Annotated in this window: 13 protein-coding genes and 2 pseudogenes; 9 read left to right on the forward strand and 6 right to left on the reverse strand. The window is 59.3% G+C overall.

Features of this window, described 5'->3' with window-relative positions; genetic code table 11:
* Positions 1-5: 5 nt before the first annotated feature.
* The 3 genes from MEB48_RS00295 to MEB48_RS00305 are packed head-to-tail and all read right to left on the reverse strand — an operon-like array spanning position 6 to position 3,100.
* Positions 6-848 (reverse strand): carbohydrate ABC transporter permease, encoded by an 843-nt coding sequence (locus tag MEB48_RS00295; RefSeq protein ID WP_237880803.1) that lies wholly within the window; start codon positions 846-848, stop codon positions 6-8.
* On the reverse strand, positions 845-1,804 hold the full coding sequence (locus MEB48_RS00300; RefSeq protein WP_237880805.1) for a carbohydrate ABC transporter permease: 960 nt from the start codon (positions 1,802-1,804) through the stop codon (positions 845-847). Before MEB48_RS00300 ends, MEB48_RS00295 begins: the two co-directional genes overlap by 4 nt.
* 21 nt (positions 1,805-1,825) lie before the next feature.
* Positions 1,826-3,100: an ABC transporter substrate-binding protein gene (locus tag MEB48_RS00305; RefSeq protein WP_237880807.1), complete on the reverse strand. Its 1,275-nt coding sequence runs from the start codon at positions 3,098-3,100 to the stop codon at positions 1,826-1,828.
* 168 nt (positions 3,101-3,268) lie between these two features.
* Between MEB48_RS00305 and MEB48_RS00310 the strand changes: the two genes are divergently transcribed.
* A complete protein-coding gene (locus tag MEB48_RS00310; protein ID WP_237880809.1) occupies positions 3,269-4,834 on the forward strand; it encodes a carbohydrate porin in 1,566 nt (521 codons plus the stop codon).
* A gap of 80 nt (positions 4,835-4,914) precedes the next feature.
* Here MEB48_RS00310 and MEB48_RS00315 read toward each other — a convergent pair.
* Positions 4,915-5,033, reverse strand: a pseudogene (locus MEB48_RS00315) (LysR family transcriptional regulator); the annotation flags it as partial.
* 136 nt (positions 5,034-5,169) lie between these two features.
* Here MEB48_RS00315 and MEB48_RS00320 point away from each other — a divergent pair.
* The 6 genes from MEB48_RS00320 to otnI all read left to right on the forward strand — a co-directional run bounded on the left by MEB48_RS00320 (position 5,170) and on the right by otnI (position 11,321).
* Complete coding sequence (locus tag MEB48_RS00320; RefSeq protein ID WP_237880811.1) at positions 5,170-5,874, forward strand: FadR/GntR family transcriptional regulator; 705 nt, start codon at positions 5,170-5,172, stop codon at positions 5,872-5,874.
* Positions 5,813-6,820 (forward strand): L-threonate dehydrogenase, encoded by a 1,008-nt coding sequence (gene ltnD / locus MEB48_RS00325; RefSeq protein WP_442969038.1) that lies wholly within the window; start codon positions 5,813-5,815, stop codon positions 6,818-6,820. Before MEB48_RS00320 ends, ltnD begins: the two co-directional genes overlap by 62 nt.
* Before the next feature lie 10 nt (positions 6,821-6,830).
* A complete protein-coding gene (otnK, locus tag MEB48_RS00330; protein ID WP_237880815.1) occupies positions 6,831-8,123 on the forward strand; it encodes a 3-oxo-tetronate kinase in 1,293 nt (430 codons plus the stop codon).
* Complete coding sequence (gene otnC, locus MEB48_RS00335; RefSeq protein WP_237880817.1) at positions 8,120-8,758, forward strand: 3-oxo-tetronate 4-phosphate decarboxylase; 639 nt, start codon at positions 8,120-8,122, stop codon at positions 8,756-8,758. Before otnK ends, otnC begins: the two co-directional genes overlap by 4 nt.
* Before the next feature lie 184 nt (positions 8,759-8,942).
* Complete coding sequence (locus MEB48_RS00340) at positions 8,943-10,403, forward strand: GntT/GntP/DsdX family permease (RefSeq protein ID WP_237880819.1); 1,461 nt, start codon at positions 8,943-8,945, stop codon at positions 10,401-10,403.
* A 135-nt stretch (positions 10,404-10,538) separates the two neighbouring features.
* A complete protein-coding gene (gene otnI / locus MEB48_RS00345; protein ID WP_237880821.1) occupies positions 10,539-11,321 on the forward strand; it encodes a 2-oxo-tetronate isomerase in 783 nt (260 codons plus the stop codon).
* A gap of 4 nt (positions 11,322-11,325) precedes the next feature.
* Here otnI and MEB48_RS00350 read toward each other — a convergent pair whose 3' ends face one another.
* Positions 11,326-12,144: a DeoR/GlpR family DNA-binding transcription regulator gene (locus tag MEB48_RS00350; RefSeq protein WP_237880823.1), complete on the reverse strand. Its 819-nt coding sequence runs from the start codon at positions 12,142-12,144 to the stop codon at positions 11,326-11,328.
* A gap of 528 nt (positions 12,145-12,672) precedes the next feature.
* Here MEB48_RS00350 and MEB48_RS00355 point away from each other — a divergent pair.
* Both MEB48_RS00355 and MEB48_RS00360 read left to right on the forward strand, forming a co-directional pair.
* Positions 12,673-13,128 (forward strand): annotated as a pseudogene (locus tag MEB48_RS00355) (sugar phosphate isomerase/epimerase family protein); the annotation flags it as partial.
* A gap of 170 nt (positions 13,129-13,298) precedes the next feature.
* A complete protein-coding gene (locus MEB48_RS00360; RefSeq protein ID WP_237881307.1) occupies positions 13,299-15,386 on the forward strand; it encodes a TonB-dependent siderophore receptor in 2,088 nt (695 codons plus the stop codon).
* Between the two features lie 63 nt (positions 15,387-15,449).
* On the opposite strand, the gene MEB48_RS00365 is transcribed toward MEB48_RS00360, so the two are convergent.
* Positions 15,450-16,673: a DUF3422 domain-containing protein gene (locus tag MEB48_RS00365; protein ID WP_237880824.1), complete on the reverse strand. Its 1,224-nt coding sequence runs from the start codon at positions 16,671-16,673 to the stop codon at positions 15,450-15,452.
* Positions 16,674-16,995 lie beyond the last annotated feature (322 nt).

Below are 16,995 nucleotides of genomic sequence, written 5' to 3' on the forward strand. Positions count from 1 at the left end.
GGGCATCAACCCTTTAACGCGCCGGCAGTGAGACCGGAAACGATTCGGCGCTGGAAGATCAGCACCAGAATCACCAGTGGGACGGTGACCACCACCGAGGCGGCCATCAACAACCCCCAAGGCAACTCATGGGGGCTGCCGCCGGAAATCAAGGCGATGGCGACCGGCACCGTGCGTTGCGTATCGGTGAGGGTGAAGGTCAGGGCAAACAGGAACTCGTTCCACGCGGCGATGAAGGCCAATAAGCCAGTGGTGACCAGCGCGGGCCAAAGCAGCGGCAACAGCACCCGGGTCAACGTGACCCAGGGTGAAGCGCCATCCATGATTGCCGCTTCTTCTAGTTCATGGGGCAGTTGGCCCATGAACGTAGTCAGTACCCAGACCGTGAAGGGCAGGGTGAAAATCGTGTAGCTCAGAATCAATGCCCAAGACGTGTTGTACAGACCCAAGGCGCGGATCACCTCGAACAGCCCCGACAGCACCGCGACCTGAGGAAACATTGACACGCCAAGGACCATCATCAAGACCGTGCCACGCCCTCGAAACTTCACCCGGCCCAAGGCATAGGCGGCGGTCAGGCTGAGGAACAGCGCCAGTGTCACCACACTAAGCGCGACCACCAGTGAATTACCGATAGCCCGCAGGAATGAGGCTTGGTTGAGCACCGCCGCGTAATTGGAGAAGTCGGGGTTTTCAATCCAGTAGCTCACCTCGAACAAGGCGCTGGACGGCTTCAGCGAAGTCACGATGGCGTAGTAGAAAGGGAAGACCGCATACAGCAGCAATATCCCGATCAGGCACCAGAACCCGAGGCGCAACAGCGTTTTTTTCAATAGGCGCGGGCTCATGACCGGACCTCCAGTTGACGGCGTCCGAGGTAGAGATAAAGCATGGCGATCACCGCAACGACCAAGAACAACAGCGTCGAAGCCGCGCTGCCGTAACCGACGTCCTGGAACTCCACCAGGTGCTGGCGGGCATAGACCGACATGCTCATGGTGCTCGACGAATTTGAGGTCAGCACATAAATCACGTCGAACACCCGCAACGAGTCGAGGATGCGGAAGATCGCCGCCACCAGCAGTGCGGGCATCAGCAGGGGAAGCGTGACGCGCCAGAACACCTTCAGCGGATGAATGCCATCGACCCTCGCGGCTTCGTAGCAATCGCTCGGCAACATCTGCAAGGCCGCCAGCATCAGCAGCGTGACAAACGGCACGGTCTTCCAGACGTCGACGAGGATCACCGCCCACATCGACAGGTCCGCATCGGCCGTCCAGGCCAGGGGCGCGTCAATCAGGCCGAGGCTCAGCATCATGTGATTGATGATGCCGAACTGGTCGTTAAGCATCCATGACCAGATCTTTGCCGAGACAATGGTCGGAATCGCCCACGGAATCAGAATCATCGCACGCACGAGGGAACGGCCGGTGAACTTGATGTTGAGCAGCAACGCCACCAACAGTCCCAGTACGACTTCCAGTCCCACCGACACCACGGTGAAATGCAAGGTGTTGCGCACCGCGTTCCACCATTGAGGATCGACCAGGATGCCCGACCAGGTGGAACCGTTGTGGAACAGATAATTGCTCAGGCCAATGAAGGTTCCGCCGCCGGTGTCCGCCAGGTTGGCGTCGGTCAGGCTGAACCAGAATGTACGCAGTAGCGGCCAGGCCGCCACCAGCGCCAGACACAGCAACATCGGCGTCAGAAACAGCCAGGCCGCGCGTACCCGGCGACGTTGTACGGGCGTTTCCCGGGTGAGCAAGAGCTCGTCAGCGGGGGCAGTAATAGAGACAGACATGGTGATTTTCTTCCTTGTGGCTTACCAGTTCCGACGTTTGATGCGCGTAAGTTCGCTTTCCAGTTCGGCCAGCGCCTGATCGACAGGCAACTCGCCCGCCAACACGCCATGCACTCGATCGAAGAACGCATTGGAAACGCGTGGATAGCGATCAGCAGTGATGGAGGCGGGGCGCATCACCCCATCGTTGAGAATGCTGTGCAGCTGAGCGTAATAAGGCATGGCCGCGAGCAATTCGGGGTCTTGATACAGCGACTCGATCACCGGGTTATAGGCGCCTATCAGGGCACGATGTTTTTGCTCTTGGGCACGGGTCAGGTAGCTCACCAGTTCTGCGGCAAGTTTTGGGTGGGCGCTGTAACGCGATACCGCCAGGCCCCAGCCACCGAGGGTGGAGGCATGGCTGCCGGTCTCGCCGCCGCGGGGCAGGGGAGCGACCCCGACCTTGTCTTTTACGGCACTGTCCTGGCTTTGCACCAAGGCCCAGACATAAGGCCAGTTACGCATGAACAGCGCATTTCCCGACTGGAAAACACCACGGCCTTCTTCCTCGGTGTAATTGAGTACGCCCCTCGGGGAGATGTCTCCCACCCAGCTTTTCGCCAGGGTCAATGCCGTTTTCGAGGCCTGGCTGTTGACCACGATGTCGCCTTGGGAATTGACCAGCCCACCTTGCGGTTGGCTGCTGATCCACTCCAGCGCATTACACGTCAGGCCCTCGTAGGCGCGCCCTTGAAAGATGTAACCCCACGCATTGGGATTCCCGGCAGCGCGCTCGGCTTGTTGAATAGTCCTGGCGGTGGCGGTCATTTCCTCCCACGTCTGGGGAACCTGCTGGTTGTACTTCTCGAGCAAGTCCTTGCGGTAATACAGCAGGCCCGAGTCGGTGAACCACGGCATCGTCACCAGTCGTCCGTTCACCGTGGCGTTATCCACCTGTGCCTGGAAGTAGCCCTGGGTCGGGTTGGCAGGAAGCACCTCGCGTAGATCCAGCAGGTGTTTGGCCAGCATCCCCGGCCACACCATGTCGATTTGAATGATGTCGATGTCGCTGGACTGCGCACTGAGGATCTGTTGGTAGAACGACAACCTTTCGGTCGCCGAATTAGGCGTAGAAACCACCTCGACGTTGTTGCCGGTCTGTTTCGACCACGCCTCGACGGCTTCTTTGCAGAGTTGTAATTCCGCCCCCACCGCACCGCACGAGATCGTTAAATCGGCTGCGTTCGAGAGGGATGGAAGCCCGGCACAAAGGGCGAGCAGTGCTGCTGGAAGGACAGATTTCAGTTGTTTCATAAAGCCCTCTTTATTTTTGTTTTTAGAAAAGTTAACGTTAACATTGTCAATGTATCAGCGTATTTGCGATGAGGCATCCTTTTTTTTGTCGATTTTGGCAATCCGCGAATCACGAAAAAAAGGCTCGTCCTCTGGAACAAAACAATAAAAACAAAACAGGAAATCCCCATGCAGAAAGCATCAAGCTGGCTACTCGCAGGCGTGCTCAGCACCTCGGCGGCGACCACTCAGGCCGCTACTCTGGAAGAGCGCATGGCCGCGTTTGAAGCCCGTGCCAGCGCCGCGGAAAAACGCGCAGCCGCAGCCGAACAGCAAACCCAGGCACTTGCCAGGGAATTGCAACAGCTCAAACTTGCAACTCCCGCCTTGCAGCCCGCTGCGTCTACTGCTGCCGCCATTTCGACGCCTGCTTTGGACTCTCGAGTGGCAAAACTCGAAGCCCGTCAGCAAAGCATGGAAAAGCAGGACAGCAGCGGACACCTCACAGACGGCTTCAGCTTCAAGGGCTACGCCCGTTCCGGATTGCTGATCAACGATGGGCTGGGTGGTGGTCGTGGCGGGCCTTACACCACCCCTGCCGGTTCAGTCGGCGGGGCAGTCGGGCGACTGGGTAATGAAGACGACACCTACATGCGCATAGACCTGTCGAAAGAAATCCTGGCGCAGAACGGTACCCGTTCCAAATTCACGGTGTCCATCGCCGATGGAGTGGAAAGCTCCAATGACTGGACGGCCGACGAGAGCAACCTGAACGTACGCCAGGTATTTACCGAACTTGATCATCTCGCCGCCTTCAAGGGCAATTCAGTGTTCGAAAATTCCACCCTGTGGGCAGGCAAGCGATTCGATAGGAACAATTTCGATATCCACTGGCTGGACTCGGACGTCATCTTTCTGGCCGGCACCGGGGGCGGAATCTACGATGTGCAGATGAACAAGGATTGGCGCTCCCATTACTCCTTGATCGGCCGTAACTACGGGGATTTCAGTGAGGGCGGCGTCAATGCCGATGTGGAAAGCTACATCCTGACCTCCAACCAGTTCTTCGATGATGGTCAGTGGCAGTGGATGTTCAATGGCATTGGCTCGAAGAAAAACGACTTTGCCACCCGCACCAATGAAGCGGGCCTGACGCCTGCGGATTCCGGCTTGCACAGCATGCTGGCCAATCACCAGAAAGACTTTTTCGGCAGAGAAGGCTTCTTCAAAACGGCGCTGCTCTACGGGCAAGGTCTGGGGGCAGAGGTCAAGAATATCGGTTCGGATGGCGAACTGATCGACGAAGCCCGCGCGCTGCGTCTGGCGCTTTACGGCGAGACACCCATTGCACCGGGCTGGCGCATTGGCCCCAGCTTGCTGGCCGAGCAAAGCAAGGACAGATACGTCAAGGGTGACGATTACCGCTGGATGACCCTGAACGTGCGGTTGGCCAATGAAATCAACAGCAATTTCGAGATGGCCTACGAAATGAGCTGGCAAACCATGGACCTCGACCCCAAGGGCTACCTGCAACGCAATGCGGTCGACGGTAACTTCTGGAAATTCACGATTGCCCCAACATTCAAACCCGACGTTGGAGACCTGCTCACACGCCCCGAATTGCGAGTGTTCGCAAGCCTCATGGACTGGTCTTCGGACCTGGACGAATACAGTTCCACAGACAACTTCGGCAAGTCGGACTTCAATGCCGGCGGTGTATGGCAGTACGGCATACAGATGGAAACCTGGTTCTGATACCTGCTTCATCAGTACCCGCTCCACGCATTAGAAAAATGGATCTCTGAAAAGAGGTCCATTTTTTTTGGTCGATAAGATTTACCAAGGCTGTCGAAGAGCAATTCTTCAGCCCGGGCACCGGGCGGAATCCTGCCTGGCACCAAATCCAGTGATCCTGCAGCAACGCTTGCACCAGCACGTCACTGATGTCGACCTGAGCAGGCTTTGGTAAATTTATCGACATGTTAAAAAATGTTATTCTAAAAAAAGACTTCACATAATCCGTTCATTGGGGGATTATCTGCTCAACCTGTATGACAACCTGATAACAAGACAAAAACAGGATGGCTACGATGTTCGACAAGGTCCCGACTCACGTGCTGAGTGACAGCGTCGCTCAGCAGCTGCTGGACAAGATTGAGAGCGGTGTGTTCGCCACCGGCAGCAAACTGCCCAGTGAAGCGATGCTCTCGGAAGCCTTCGGTGTCAGTCGCACCGTGGTCCGTGAAGCCATTTCCCGTCTCAAGAACGAAGGCGTGCTGCAGCCCCAACAAGGGCGCGGCATCTTCGTCACCGCCAATGCCAACATCCGCCCGCTGCGTATCGATTACGCCGAAACCAATCTGCCCGGCAGCGTGTTTCACCTGTTGGCGCTGCGCCGTGCCATCGAGGCGGAAATTGCCTGCGAGGCGGCGCTCAATCGCAGCGAAGCCGATCTGGTGCAGATTGACGAGGCGCTGGCACACATCGATGAAGAGGTGGATGAGGGGCAGGACGGTGTTCGCGCCGATGTGGCTTTTCACCGTGCCATCGCTCAAGCCACGGGCAATCCCTACTTTCTCAAGACCCTGGAATTCGTCAGTCAGTACCTGGAGGCCGCGACCCGCATCACTCGCACCAACGAGGCGGGCAGGGCGGACTTCTCCCGTCAGGTTCATGAAGAACACCAAGCGATCGTGGCGGCCATTCGGCTGCGCGATCCGCTCGCCGCCGGGCATGCCGCCCGTGCCCATATCTACAACGCGGCTCGCCGCCTACGCCTTGCCGGCGTGGAATAGGCCGCCGCTTTCTCATAAACAGCTATCTCGGGAGTACCCCATGAATAACAAGAATGTCGGTGTTGTCGGTCTGGGCGCGATGGGCCTGGGCATTGCCCGCTCACTGTTGCGCAGCGGCTTTAATGTGCATGCCTGCGATGTGCGTGCCGCGGTGGCAGAACAGTTTGCCGGCGAGGGCGGCGTGGCGTGTTCTTCGCCCGCGCAGATGGCCGCTACGTGCGATGTGATCATTACCGTGGTGGTGAACGCCGAGCAGACCGAAACCGTATTGTTTGGCGAGGGCGGCGCCGTGGCTGCGTTGCGCCCTGGCAGTCTGGTGATCGGTTGCGCCACCGTGGCCCCGACCTACGCCGTCGACCTGGGTCAGCGCCTGACCGCGCAAGGTTTGCTGTACCTGGATGCCCCGATTTCCGGTGGCGCGGCCAAGGCGGCTGCCGGTGAGATGACCATGATGACGTCTGGCCCGGCCGACGCTTATGCCAAGGCCGAAGCAGTCCTGGCGGGTATGGCCGGCAAAGTCTATCGCCTGGGTGACAGCCATGGCCTGGGCTCCAAGGTCAAGATCATCAACCAGCTGCTCGCCGGGGTGCACATCGCTGCGTCTGCCGAAGCCATGGCGCTGGGCCTGCGTGAAGGGGTCGATGCCGATGCACTTTACGAAGTGATCACCCACAGCGCCGGCAATTCATGGATGTTCGAAAACCGCGTGCCGCACATTCTCAAGGCCGATTACACGCCATTGTCCGCGGTGGATATTTTCGTCAAGGACTTGGGCCTGGTGCTGGATACAGCCCGCGCCAGCAAATTCCCGCTGCCGCTGTCGGCCACCGCCCACCAGATGTTCATGCAGGCTTCCAGTGCCGGTTTCGGTCGTGAGGACGACTCGGCGGTGATCAAGATTTTCCCCGGCATTGAACTGCCGACTGCCAAGACTGAATCGGTTTGAGGAACACCCAATGAACACAACCACTGCACGCCCATTGCTGGGCTGCATCGCCGACGATTTCACCGGTGCCACTGACCTTGCCAACATGCTGGTGCGCGGCGGAATGCGCACCGTGCAAAGCATCGGCATTCCCGGCAGCGAAGTGGCGGCGGGGCTTGATGCCGATGCGATTGTCATCGCGCTGAAGTCGCGCACCATTCCGGTCGCCGAAGCGGTCGAACAGTCCCTCGCCGCGTTGGCCTGGTTACGTGAGCAAGGCTGCGAGCAGATTTTCTTCAAGTATTGCTCGACGTTCGACTCCACCGCGGCCGGCAATATCGGCCAGGTCAGCGAAGCGCTGCTGGCGGCGCTGGGCAGCGATTTCACCCTGGCGTGCCCGGCATTTCCGGAAAATGGCCGGACGATCTTTCGCGGCCATTTGTTTGTGCAGGATCAACTGCTCAGCGAGTCGGGCATGCAGCATCACCCGCTGACGCCGATGACCGACGCCAACCTGGTTCGGGTGCTGCAATCGCAGACGGGCCTGAACGTCGGCCTGTTGCGCTACGACACCATTGCCCAAGGGCCCGAACAGGTGCGTGAGCGAATCGCAGAACTGCGGGCTGAAGGTGTCGGCATGGCGATTGCCGATGCCTTGTCGGACCGGGATCTGTACACACTCGGCACCGCCTGCGCCGATTTGCCATTGCTGACCGGTGGTTCGGGGCTGGCCCTGGGCTTGCCGGAAAACTTCCGTCGCGCCGGCAAATTGCGTGACCTCGATGCCTCGAAACTCCCGGCGGTGTCCGGCGGTGAAGTGGTGTTGGCCGGTAGCGCTTCGATCGCCACCAATGGCCAAGTCGCGGCGTGGCTCGAAGCCGGTCGGCCGGCGCTGCGGATTGATCCGTTGGCCCTGGCGGCCGGTGAACCGGTGGTTGCCCAGGCCCTGGCCTTCGCCAAGGGCAATGAGCAAACCGTATTGATCTACGCCACCAGCGCACCGGACGAGGTTAAGGCGGTGCAACAGCAGCTCGGCGTCGAACAGGCCGGCAGTCTGGTGGAAAACGCGTTTGGCGAAATTGCCCAAGGTTTGCGTCAGAGCGGTATACGACGCTTCGTGATTGCCGGCGGTGAAACCTCGGGCGCTGTGGTTCAGGCGCTGGGTGTGCAACTGTTGCAGATCGGCGCGCAGATAGATCCGGGCGTGCCGGCAACGGTTAGCAGCACGGATGAGCCTCTGGCCCTGGCGCTCAAATCGGGCAACTTCGGTGCTCGGGATTTCTTCGACAAAGCCTTGAAGCAACTGGCCGGGGGTGCTCAATGAGTGACGAAAACGCCTTGCGCGAAGAAATCTGCCAGGTCGGTCGCAGCCTTTATGAGCGCGGTTACACCGTCGGCAGCGCCGGCAATATCAGCGCGCGTCTGGATGACGGTTGGCTGATCACACCGACCGATGTCTGCCTCGGCCGCCTGGACCCGGCGACTATCGCCAAGGTCAATCTGGCCGGCGAATGGGTCTCCGGTGACAAGCCTTCGAAGACCCTGGCCTTGCATCGCCAAGTCTATGACCGCAACCCGAGCGTCGGTGGCGTGGTGCATACCCATTCCACCCATCTGGTGGCGTTGACGCTGGCGGGTGTCTGGCAACCGGACGACATTCTGCCGCCACTGACGCCGTATCAGGTGATGAAAGTCGGGCATATCCCGTTGATTGGCTATCAGCGTCCCGGCTCGCCGAAGGTGGCCGAACAGGTCGCGCAACTGGCTAACAGCGTTCGCGGCGTGATGCTCGAACGGCTGGGGCCGGTGGTCTGGGAGAGTTCCGTCTCCAGGGCCAGCTACGCCCTGGAAGAACTCGAGGAAACCGCGCGGCTGTGGCTGATGAGCCATCCCAAGCCTGAACCGCTCGATCAGGCAGCGCTGGACGAGCTGCGAGAGACCTTCGGCGCACACTGGTAGTGCTCTGATTTTTTAACACGACAGATCGACAACGCAGGCCTTGTCAGGGAGACGCACAGCGACTCCCAACGACCCCGGCTTGCCTGAAAAATACAATAACAAGAGGACATCCAGGCATGACTCATCTTCACTGCGGCATTTTTAGAAGACCCCTTTCGTTCATCCAGCGTGGAGGGCTTCTGAAATGAGCCCGTTAATCCTGATGGTTACCGCGGGGCTAGGGATCGCTCTGTTGTTGTTTCTGGTGCTCAAGTACAAGTTCCAACCCTTCGTGGCCTTGATGCTGGTGAGCATTCTGGTGGCGCTGGTGGCCGGGGTGAAACCGGCCGATCTGGTTGCCACCATCGAAGGCGGCATGGGCAAGACGCTGGGCCATATCGCGATCATCATTGCCCTGGGCGCGATGATCGGGCGGATCATCGAACTCTCCGGCGGTGCCGAGGCGCTCGCCAAGACGCTGATTACCCGGTTCGGCAACCGCCGCACGCCGTTGGCGCTGACGATTGCCGGGTTCATGGTCGGGGTGCCGGTGTTCTTCGAGGTCGGCGTGATCATCCTGATGCCGCTGGCCTATGGTGTTGCTCGCAGTGCGCGTAAGCCGCTGCTGGTGTTCGCGCTGCCGATGTGCGCTGCATTGCTGACCGTACATGCCTTCCTGCCGCCGCACCCGGGTGCGGTAGCCGCTGCCAGCCAGTTGGGTGCCGACCTCGGTCGCGTGCTGATGTTCGGTCTGCCGCTGACGGCGTTCCTTTGCTATGTCGGCTACCGCGTGGCCGGGCGCATGACCCGTCGGGTGTACCCGATGACCGACGATATTCGTGCCGAAGTCTATGGCCCGCATGTCACCAACGAGGACCTGGCCGCCTGGTCCAATGGCAACGATAAAAGCCCTGAGCGAGCGGCTGTGGCTGCGTCTCACATGGGCCTGGAGGAAGCCACCAGCAGCATTGTCTCGAAGTTGCCGCCGGCGCCACCACCGGGTTTTGGTCTGATCGTCGGCCTTATTGTATTGCCGATTATTCTGATCCTGCTGGGAACACTGTCCACCTCGTTGCTGCCTGCCGACTCGATTCTGCGCGGCATCATGACCGTACTCGGTGCGCCGCTGGTGGCGCTGTTGATCGATACCTTGCTGTGTGCCTGGTTGTTGGGTTCGCGTCGGGGCTGGAGTCGTACTCAGGTGTCTGACGTGATCGGCTCGGCCTTGCCTGGCGTGGCCATGGTGATCCTGATTGCCGGTGCCGGCGGTGTGTTCGGCAAGGTGTTGGTGGATACCGGCATCGGCGCCGTAGTCTCCGATATGTTGCGCACCACTGGTCTGCCGGTGCTCGCGTTGGGCTTTCTGCTGACCATGCTGTTGCGTGCGGTTCAGGGCTCGACCACGGTGGCGCTGGTGACCACCGCCGGCATCATCAGTCCGCTGATCGCTACCCTCGATCTCACCGCGAACCACATGGCGCTGTTGTGCCTGGCCATGGGCGGTGGCGGGTTGGCCATGTCCCACATCAACGATGCCGGTTACTGGATCTTCACCAAATTGTCCGGGCTGAACGTGGCCGACGGCTTGCGCACCTGGACGGTGCTGACCACCTTGCTCGGCACTTTGGGTTTCGGTATTACCTTGTTGATCTGGCCGTTTGTCTAACGCACTGCACTTGTAGAAACACGACTTACCGTAATGCCGATCTGTAGGAGCCAGGCTTGCCGGCGAAGGCGATCTTAAGGACGCCTTCGCCGGCAAGCCTGGCTCCTACAAAAAAACATATAGATAGGAGTTACCATGCCTCGTTTTGCTGCCAACCTCAGCATGCTCTATCCGGAACATGAATTTCTGGATCGCTTCGCCGCCGCTGCCGCCGATGGTTTCGAAGCCGTGGAATACCTGTTTCCCTACGACTACAACGCGCAGGAACTCAAACAGCGCTTGAGCGACAACGGCCTGGTGCAGGCCCTGTTCAACGCACCGCCCGGTGATTGGGCGGCGGGGGAGCGGGGCACGGTGTCGTTGCCGGGGCGGGAAAGTGAATTTCGTAGCGGTTTCGATCGCGCGTTGGAATACGCCACGGTGCTGGGCAACTCACGCATCCATGTGATGGCCGGCTTGCTATCGTCGGAAAGCGATCGCCCACGCCATCACGGCGTGTACCTGGAGAACCTGGCTTACGCCACCGCGCAGGCCGCCAAGGCCGGCATCACGGTGCTGCTGGAACCGATCAATACACGGGACATGCCGGGCTTTTTTCTCAACCGCCAAGATCAGGCCCAGGCCATCTGCAAGGAAGTGGGCGCCAGTAACCTGAAGGTTCAGTTCGACTGCTACCACTGTCAGATCGTCGAAGGGGACCTGGCCACTAAACTGCGTCGGGATTTCGACGGCATCGGCCATATCCAGATCGCTGGCGTACCGGATCGACACGAACCGGACCTGGGAGAAGTCAACTATCCCTATCTGTTCGAGTTGATCGACCAGTTGGGTTATGACGGCTGGGTAGGGTGTGAATATCGGCCCCGTGGTAACACCTCGGCCGGCTTGCAGTGGTTGCGTGACTGGAAGGCGCGCTAACGCCCTACACGTTGCTATCGGAAGGCAACAGCAGTTCTACACCCTGCTTGCGGATGCTATCGGCCGCGGCAGGGGTCAGCGCATCGTCGCTGAGAATGATGTCGAACTGTTCGAGCCCGGCAATCCTGTACATGCTGAACGTGCCGTACTTCGAACTGCTGGCCACCAGCACCACTTGTGCGGCCGATTGCATCGCGACTTGCTTGACCTCCACCTTCAACGCCGAAGGCGTGGTAAGGCCGCGACGTAAATCCCAGGAACTGGTGGAGATGAAGGCGACATCGGTGACGACCTGACGCAAGGTGGCCACCGCCAGTCCACCCACGCACGATTGATTGGAATGATCCAATTGCCCGCCGGTGTGAATCACCGTGACATGGGGCGCATCGATCAGCGCCTGGACAATCCCGAAATCGTTGGTCACCACGGTCATGCCCGACAGCGCCTTGATGTGCGGCACGATCTCCAGCGTGCTCGTTCCCGCGTCCAGATAAATCGTCATATCGGCATGCAGTAGCCGCGCGGCCAGCTTGGCCATCGCCTGCTTCTGCGGCAGCTCGACCACCGCCTTGATCTGATGGCTGGGCTCGCTGTGGAGCTGGCTGGCGATTCGCACGCCACCGGTGACCGAATAAGCACGGCCTTCCTGTTCAAGCAGCGCGATGTCGCGGCGGATGGTCATGTGCGAACAGTCGAACATTTCCATCAATTGATGAACGCTCAGCACTTGATATTTGCGCAACTGGCGCAGCATCAATTCACGGCGCTGTTCAGGAATCATCGGTGCGCCGCTTTCGGCGGCGATGTCCTTTTGACTAGGCATTCGGGCTCCAGAATGAAGAAATCCGCAGATAAGGAGAACGGGACGAACATAGTAGCGAATCTACGGTGAAGGGACGAGTTGTTGCGGATCACTGTTCTCCTGACCCTTGCGAACCTGAGTGGCGGCAGCCTTCAGCCAAGATCCCGACGGCAAGTTGTTTGCCAGCCTTCGCGCTTGACCAAGGGTCGGCCTGTCGTCCATGCGGTAAAAGGGGGGATTGCATTCGATGGCTATAGGGCAGCGAAGGCAGAACAGCCGATCAACCAGTCGCGGGAATGGTTGAACCACAGTGCTCTGTTCTGGTTCGTGCCCATCAGCCGCATCGCCCCTCACGCAACACAAGAAAGGTTGGCATGGTTAGTTCATGAATTTCTGAACTAACTAATTGCTGCAGCCTATTCAATCGTTTGCCGGCATGGTCTTAGGATCTGCCCCACGGGACTGACGCCATCAAAGCAGCAGCCCGCAGCCCCCCTTTCGACTGCCCAGTACCGCCACCAGCCCAATCCCGCCAGCAAGGCACAGGCCCTGGATGAATTGCTCGCCGCCGGTTTCGATGGCATCGAAGCACGCCTGCCACTGCAGGCCGATGAGCGTGTCGAGTTCGGCGCTTTCCTGCGCAGCAATCGGGTTCCTTACATCTGCACACTGTTCAGTGCTTACGATGTATTGCCCGACCAGAACGCCACACCTGCCCGACACTTGGCCGACATTGATCGCAAGCTGGGCTGGGCCACGGAGCTGACCCCGCGTTTCGTCAATCTGCTGGCAGGCAACGACCGCTGGCCGCAGGCATTGCAGGTCGAGTTCTTCGGCCAAGCCATGGAACTGGCCGCCAGGCATGGGGTGTTCTGCAGTTTCGAGACGCATCGCGCCCGTTCCCTATACAGCCCTTGGGTGACCCTGGAACTGATCCGCCAACTGCCGCGACTGCGTTTCACCAGTGACATCAGTCATTGGGTGGTGTGCTGTGAGCGACTGTTGGCTCTGGGGCTGAAGGAGGGCTACTTCGACGCGCTGGTGATTAATAACTCGTTAGTTAATAGGGTATTTACTGGAAATATCTTGCATCATACAATGAGAATCATTACTACTAACTCATTGAGTGCAACGTTTTGAGCCATCCCCATCCCTTTGCCCGCCGCAAAGTCTTCATGAAAAACGCGTTGCCAACCCTGTCCTGCGTCATGTTTGCCGGTCCATTATGGGCACAGGAACCCATCGAACTGCCGACCACGGATATTCAGGCGAGCCGCGTCAGCCAAGACACGAGCTACACCACCTCCCAAGCCAGCACGGCGAGTAAAAGTAATGTGCCGATCAAGGAAGAGGCGCAATCGATCAATGTGGTCACCCGGCAAACCCTGGCCGACTATCAGGTGCGCTCGCTGGACGACGCGATGAAGTTTGTCAGCGGCGTCAGTCAGGGCAATACCTTGGGCGGCTCGCGAGACTCGCTGGTCAAGCGCGGTTTCGGCACCAACGATGACGGCTCGATCCTGCGCGATGGCGTGCGTTCCAATCTGGGGCGCAACTTCAGCGCCACGACAGATCGTATTGAAGTGCTCAAAGGGCCTGCTTCGATGCTGTACGGCGCGCTGGAGCCCGGCGGATTGATCAACGTGATCAGCAAGAAGCCTGAGTACACCCAGAGCACCACCCTGAGCGGCTCGGCCTATAGCGAAGGCGGCGGCACCCTGGCGGTGGATACCACCGGGCCGCTGGGCGATACAGGCCTGGCCTACCGCCTGATTGCTGAACGCGGCCATGAAGATTACTGGCGCAACTACGGCGTGAATGAGAGCACGTTGGTCGCACCGTCGCTGACCTGGACCGGCGACCGTGCCAGCTTGACGCTGAGCTACGAGTACAACGAATACTCCAATCCCTTCGACCGCGGCACCGTGTTCACCAACGGCCATCCGGCGGACATCGACTACGACAAGCGCCTCGACGAAAAGTGGGCGAAAAGTGTCGGCATCCGTGAAACGGTCAATGCGCGTTTCGAATATCAGCTGAGTGACGATTGGACAACCCGCGTCACCTACGGCTGGAACAACGACCGCTACAGCCTCTCGATTGCCCAGCCGAGTTCGTTGACTGGCAACAATCTGCGACGTGCCGCCAACGGCGCTCACTATGACGACGAAACCCGCTACGCCAGCTGGGATTTCATCGGTCAGCAGGAACTGTTCGGCCAGCGCCACGATTTGCTGGTCGGTGCGGACACTGAAGTGTCTGACCAATTCCGTGGCAAAACCTACCGTAATGCCGCGCGGTCAGGCTTCGACATCACGTCGCCGGTTTATGGTCGACTGGCTGAGCCCAGCCTTGTCAGCGCTAAAGACAGCGACCTGAGCAACCAACTGACCTCCAGCTCCGTGTACTTCAAGGATAACTGGCACCTCGACGATCGCTGGATCCTGGTCCTCGGCGGTCGTCAGCAGCATTACGATCAGTACGGCGATCAGGGGCGCGGCAGCAGCTACAAGGTCAACCGTGACGATAACGGCGATGCCTTCGTGCCGTTTTTGGGCCTGGTCTACAAAGCCACCGAGACCTTGTCGCTGTACGGCAACTACAGTCGTTCGTTCAAGCCCAATACCGATGTCGACGATGCCGGCCACACCTTCGATCCAGAGGAAGGCCGCAGCTATGAGGTCGGCGCCAAGTACGACCCGCTGCCGGGGCTGAACATCAACCTGGCACTGTTCGACATCGTCAAGAAAAACGTCGTGACTAGCCAGACGGTCGGTGGCATCAACCTCTCGGAGGCGGCGGGCAAGGTCGGCTCACAGGGCGTGGAACTGGACATCACCGGGCGTGTGGCCGAGCGCTGGGACCTGATCGGCACCTACGCTTACACCCACACGGAAATCCTCGACGATCCGGATGACGAAGGTCATCGCCTCGCCAATGCGCCGAAGCACACCGCGAGCCTGTACCTCACGCATCACCTGAACGTCCCCACGGAGTTCGGGGCCTGGCACGCCGGTGCCGGTGCACGTTACGTCGGCGAGCGCGCCGCCAACAACGCCAACGATTTCTGGCTGAGCAGCTACACCGTGGCCGATGCCTTCGTGCGCTGGGAATCGCCGCTGTTCGGGTACAAGACTTCGCTGCAATTCAACGTCGACAACCTGTTCGACAAACAGTACTACCCGTCCTCCACCGGCAGCCAACTGGCGGTCAATGTAGGCGAGCCGCGCACGGCACGCCTCAGCGCCAGTGTGACGTTCTGATCGCACTGCCCCGTTCTGCCCATGTAGCGGGTGGAGCGGGGCGGCGGTCATGCTTACGTTAGGTCAATGTTCTTTGGCTTTCCTGATTCTGATCAAAATGAACAGCAGAACGCAGAGCGCGAGCGGGGTCATGGCCAGCATGGCGTCTCTCGCGGAAATATCCGCGCCCATGACATGCAATCCCGAGTAGAACAGCTTGAACAGGCTCAACAAATAATAGGTGATGGCGATAATCGACAAGCCTTCGACGGCACGCTGGATTTTGATTTGAGTATCGGCGCGGGCGTTCAGGCTCTTCAGAATTTCCGAGTTCTGCTCTTCCATTTCCACCTGGACACGGGCCTGCAACAAGTCCCCGAGGTTGGCCACGCTTTCGGCCAGTTGCTCCAGGCGTTGTTCGGTGACCGTGCAGTATCTGACGGTGGGTTTGAAGCGTCTTTCGATGAAGATACCCAGTCGCTGGCAATCACCCACATGGCTTTCGCGCAGTTCGCCCAGGCGTTCGAAAACCAGCTGTGCATACGCTTGGGTGGCGCTGAAGCGGTGTCGGGTTTTAGCGCTGCTGCTCACCACTTGCGCAGACAAGTTGGCGATGTCGGTCAGCAACGCTTTGGCATTGCCGGTATCGGGGCCGGCATTACGTTCCGAGAGGTTTACCAAGGTCTTGTCGAAGACATTGAGCTGAGTGCTCAAAGCTTTTGCGGTGGTCAGTGAAAGCGAAGCCATCATTCGGTAGGTTTCGATTTCGAGCAGGCGGCGGATCATCCGTCCCTGGCGATACGCATTCAGGCGCTTGTTAACGAACAGGAAACGGTTGGTGCCGTCGGCGCTCAAGCGAAAATCGCTCCAGACCGTCGCATCGCCACCGCCGATGCAAGAGCCGCAAGGGTCTTTGAATCCATAAACTGACAGGTCGCCGGAAAAGGACGCGTCGGTGCGGACCACAATCTGCACCGCGTTGATCACATGCAGCATGAAGGGCTCGAGCCGCTCCATCAAGGCTTTGGGGGGCGGGCTCCAGCATGGCTCGTGACTGGAGGAGGGCACCACCAGCGTTAGCGTCAGGAACTCCGCGTGCCGTTCCCACTTCAAGGCATGACCCTCCAACTCGGTAATGCCCTGTGCCGCATCGGGGTCGACGGGGCCGGGGCAGCAGCGACTCAGTAGGGTGTCGCATTGCCCGTCATTGGCCAGAAACGCCAGATGAAAAACGTGGGCGGGCTCGTCGAAATACAGAGAAGGGCGCGCGTGCAACTCGTTGTGCAGGGGCAATCTTTGCGGATGCATGCTGTTTGGCCATGTTGGAGTTGTTTGTTCTTGGGACTGGGTGATGAATTCCCGAGTCACAAACCAAACCTGGCGATTACCCAATACCAGTCAGCCAACCACGGAACCTGTGGGAGCGGGCTTGCCCGCGATGAGCATGGGTATCTACACATCTTCCCGATTTTGATGGGGTATATATCCGTTTCTGCGGTCACGGCCACCTAGGGTTCCGCCCTTACGGCGGGTCACTTGGAAAAGCCCCAAGTAACCAAGGGCTCTTTGCCCCTGTCGTTCGGTGCCTCGCTAAGGCTCGGCATGCCCTCGCTCCGGTCCTGCTCCGTGG

Origin of the sequence: Pseudomonas sp. PGPR40, from assembly GCF_022014505.1 — a bacterium.
GTDB lineage: Bacteria > Pseudomonadota > Gammaproteobacteria > Pseudomonadales > Pseudomonadaceae > Aquipseudomonas.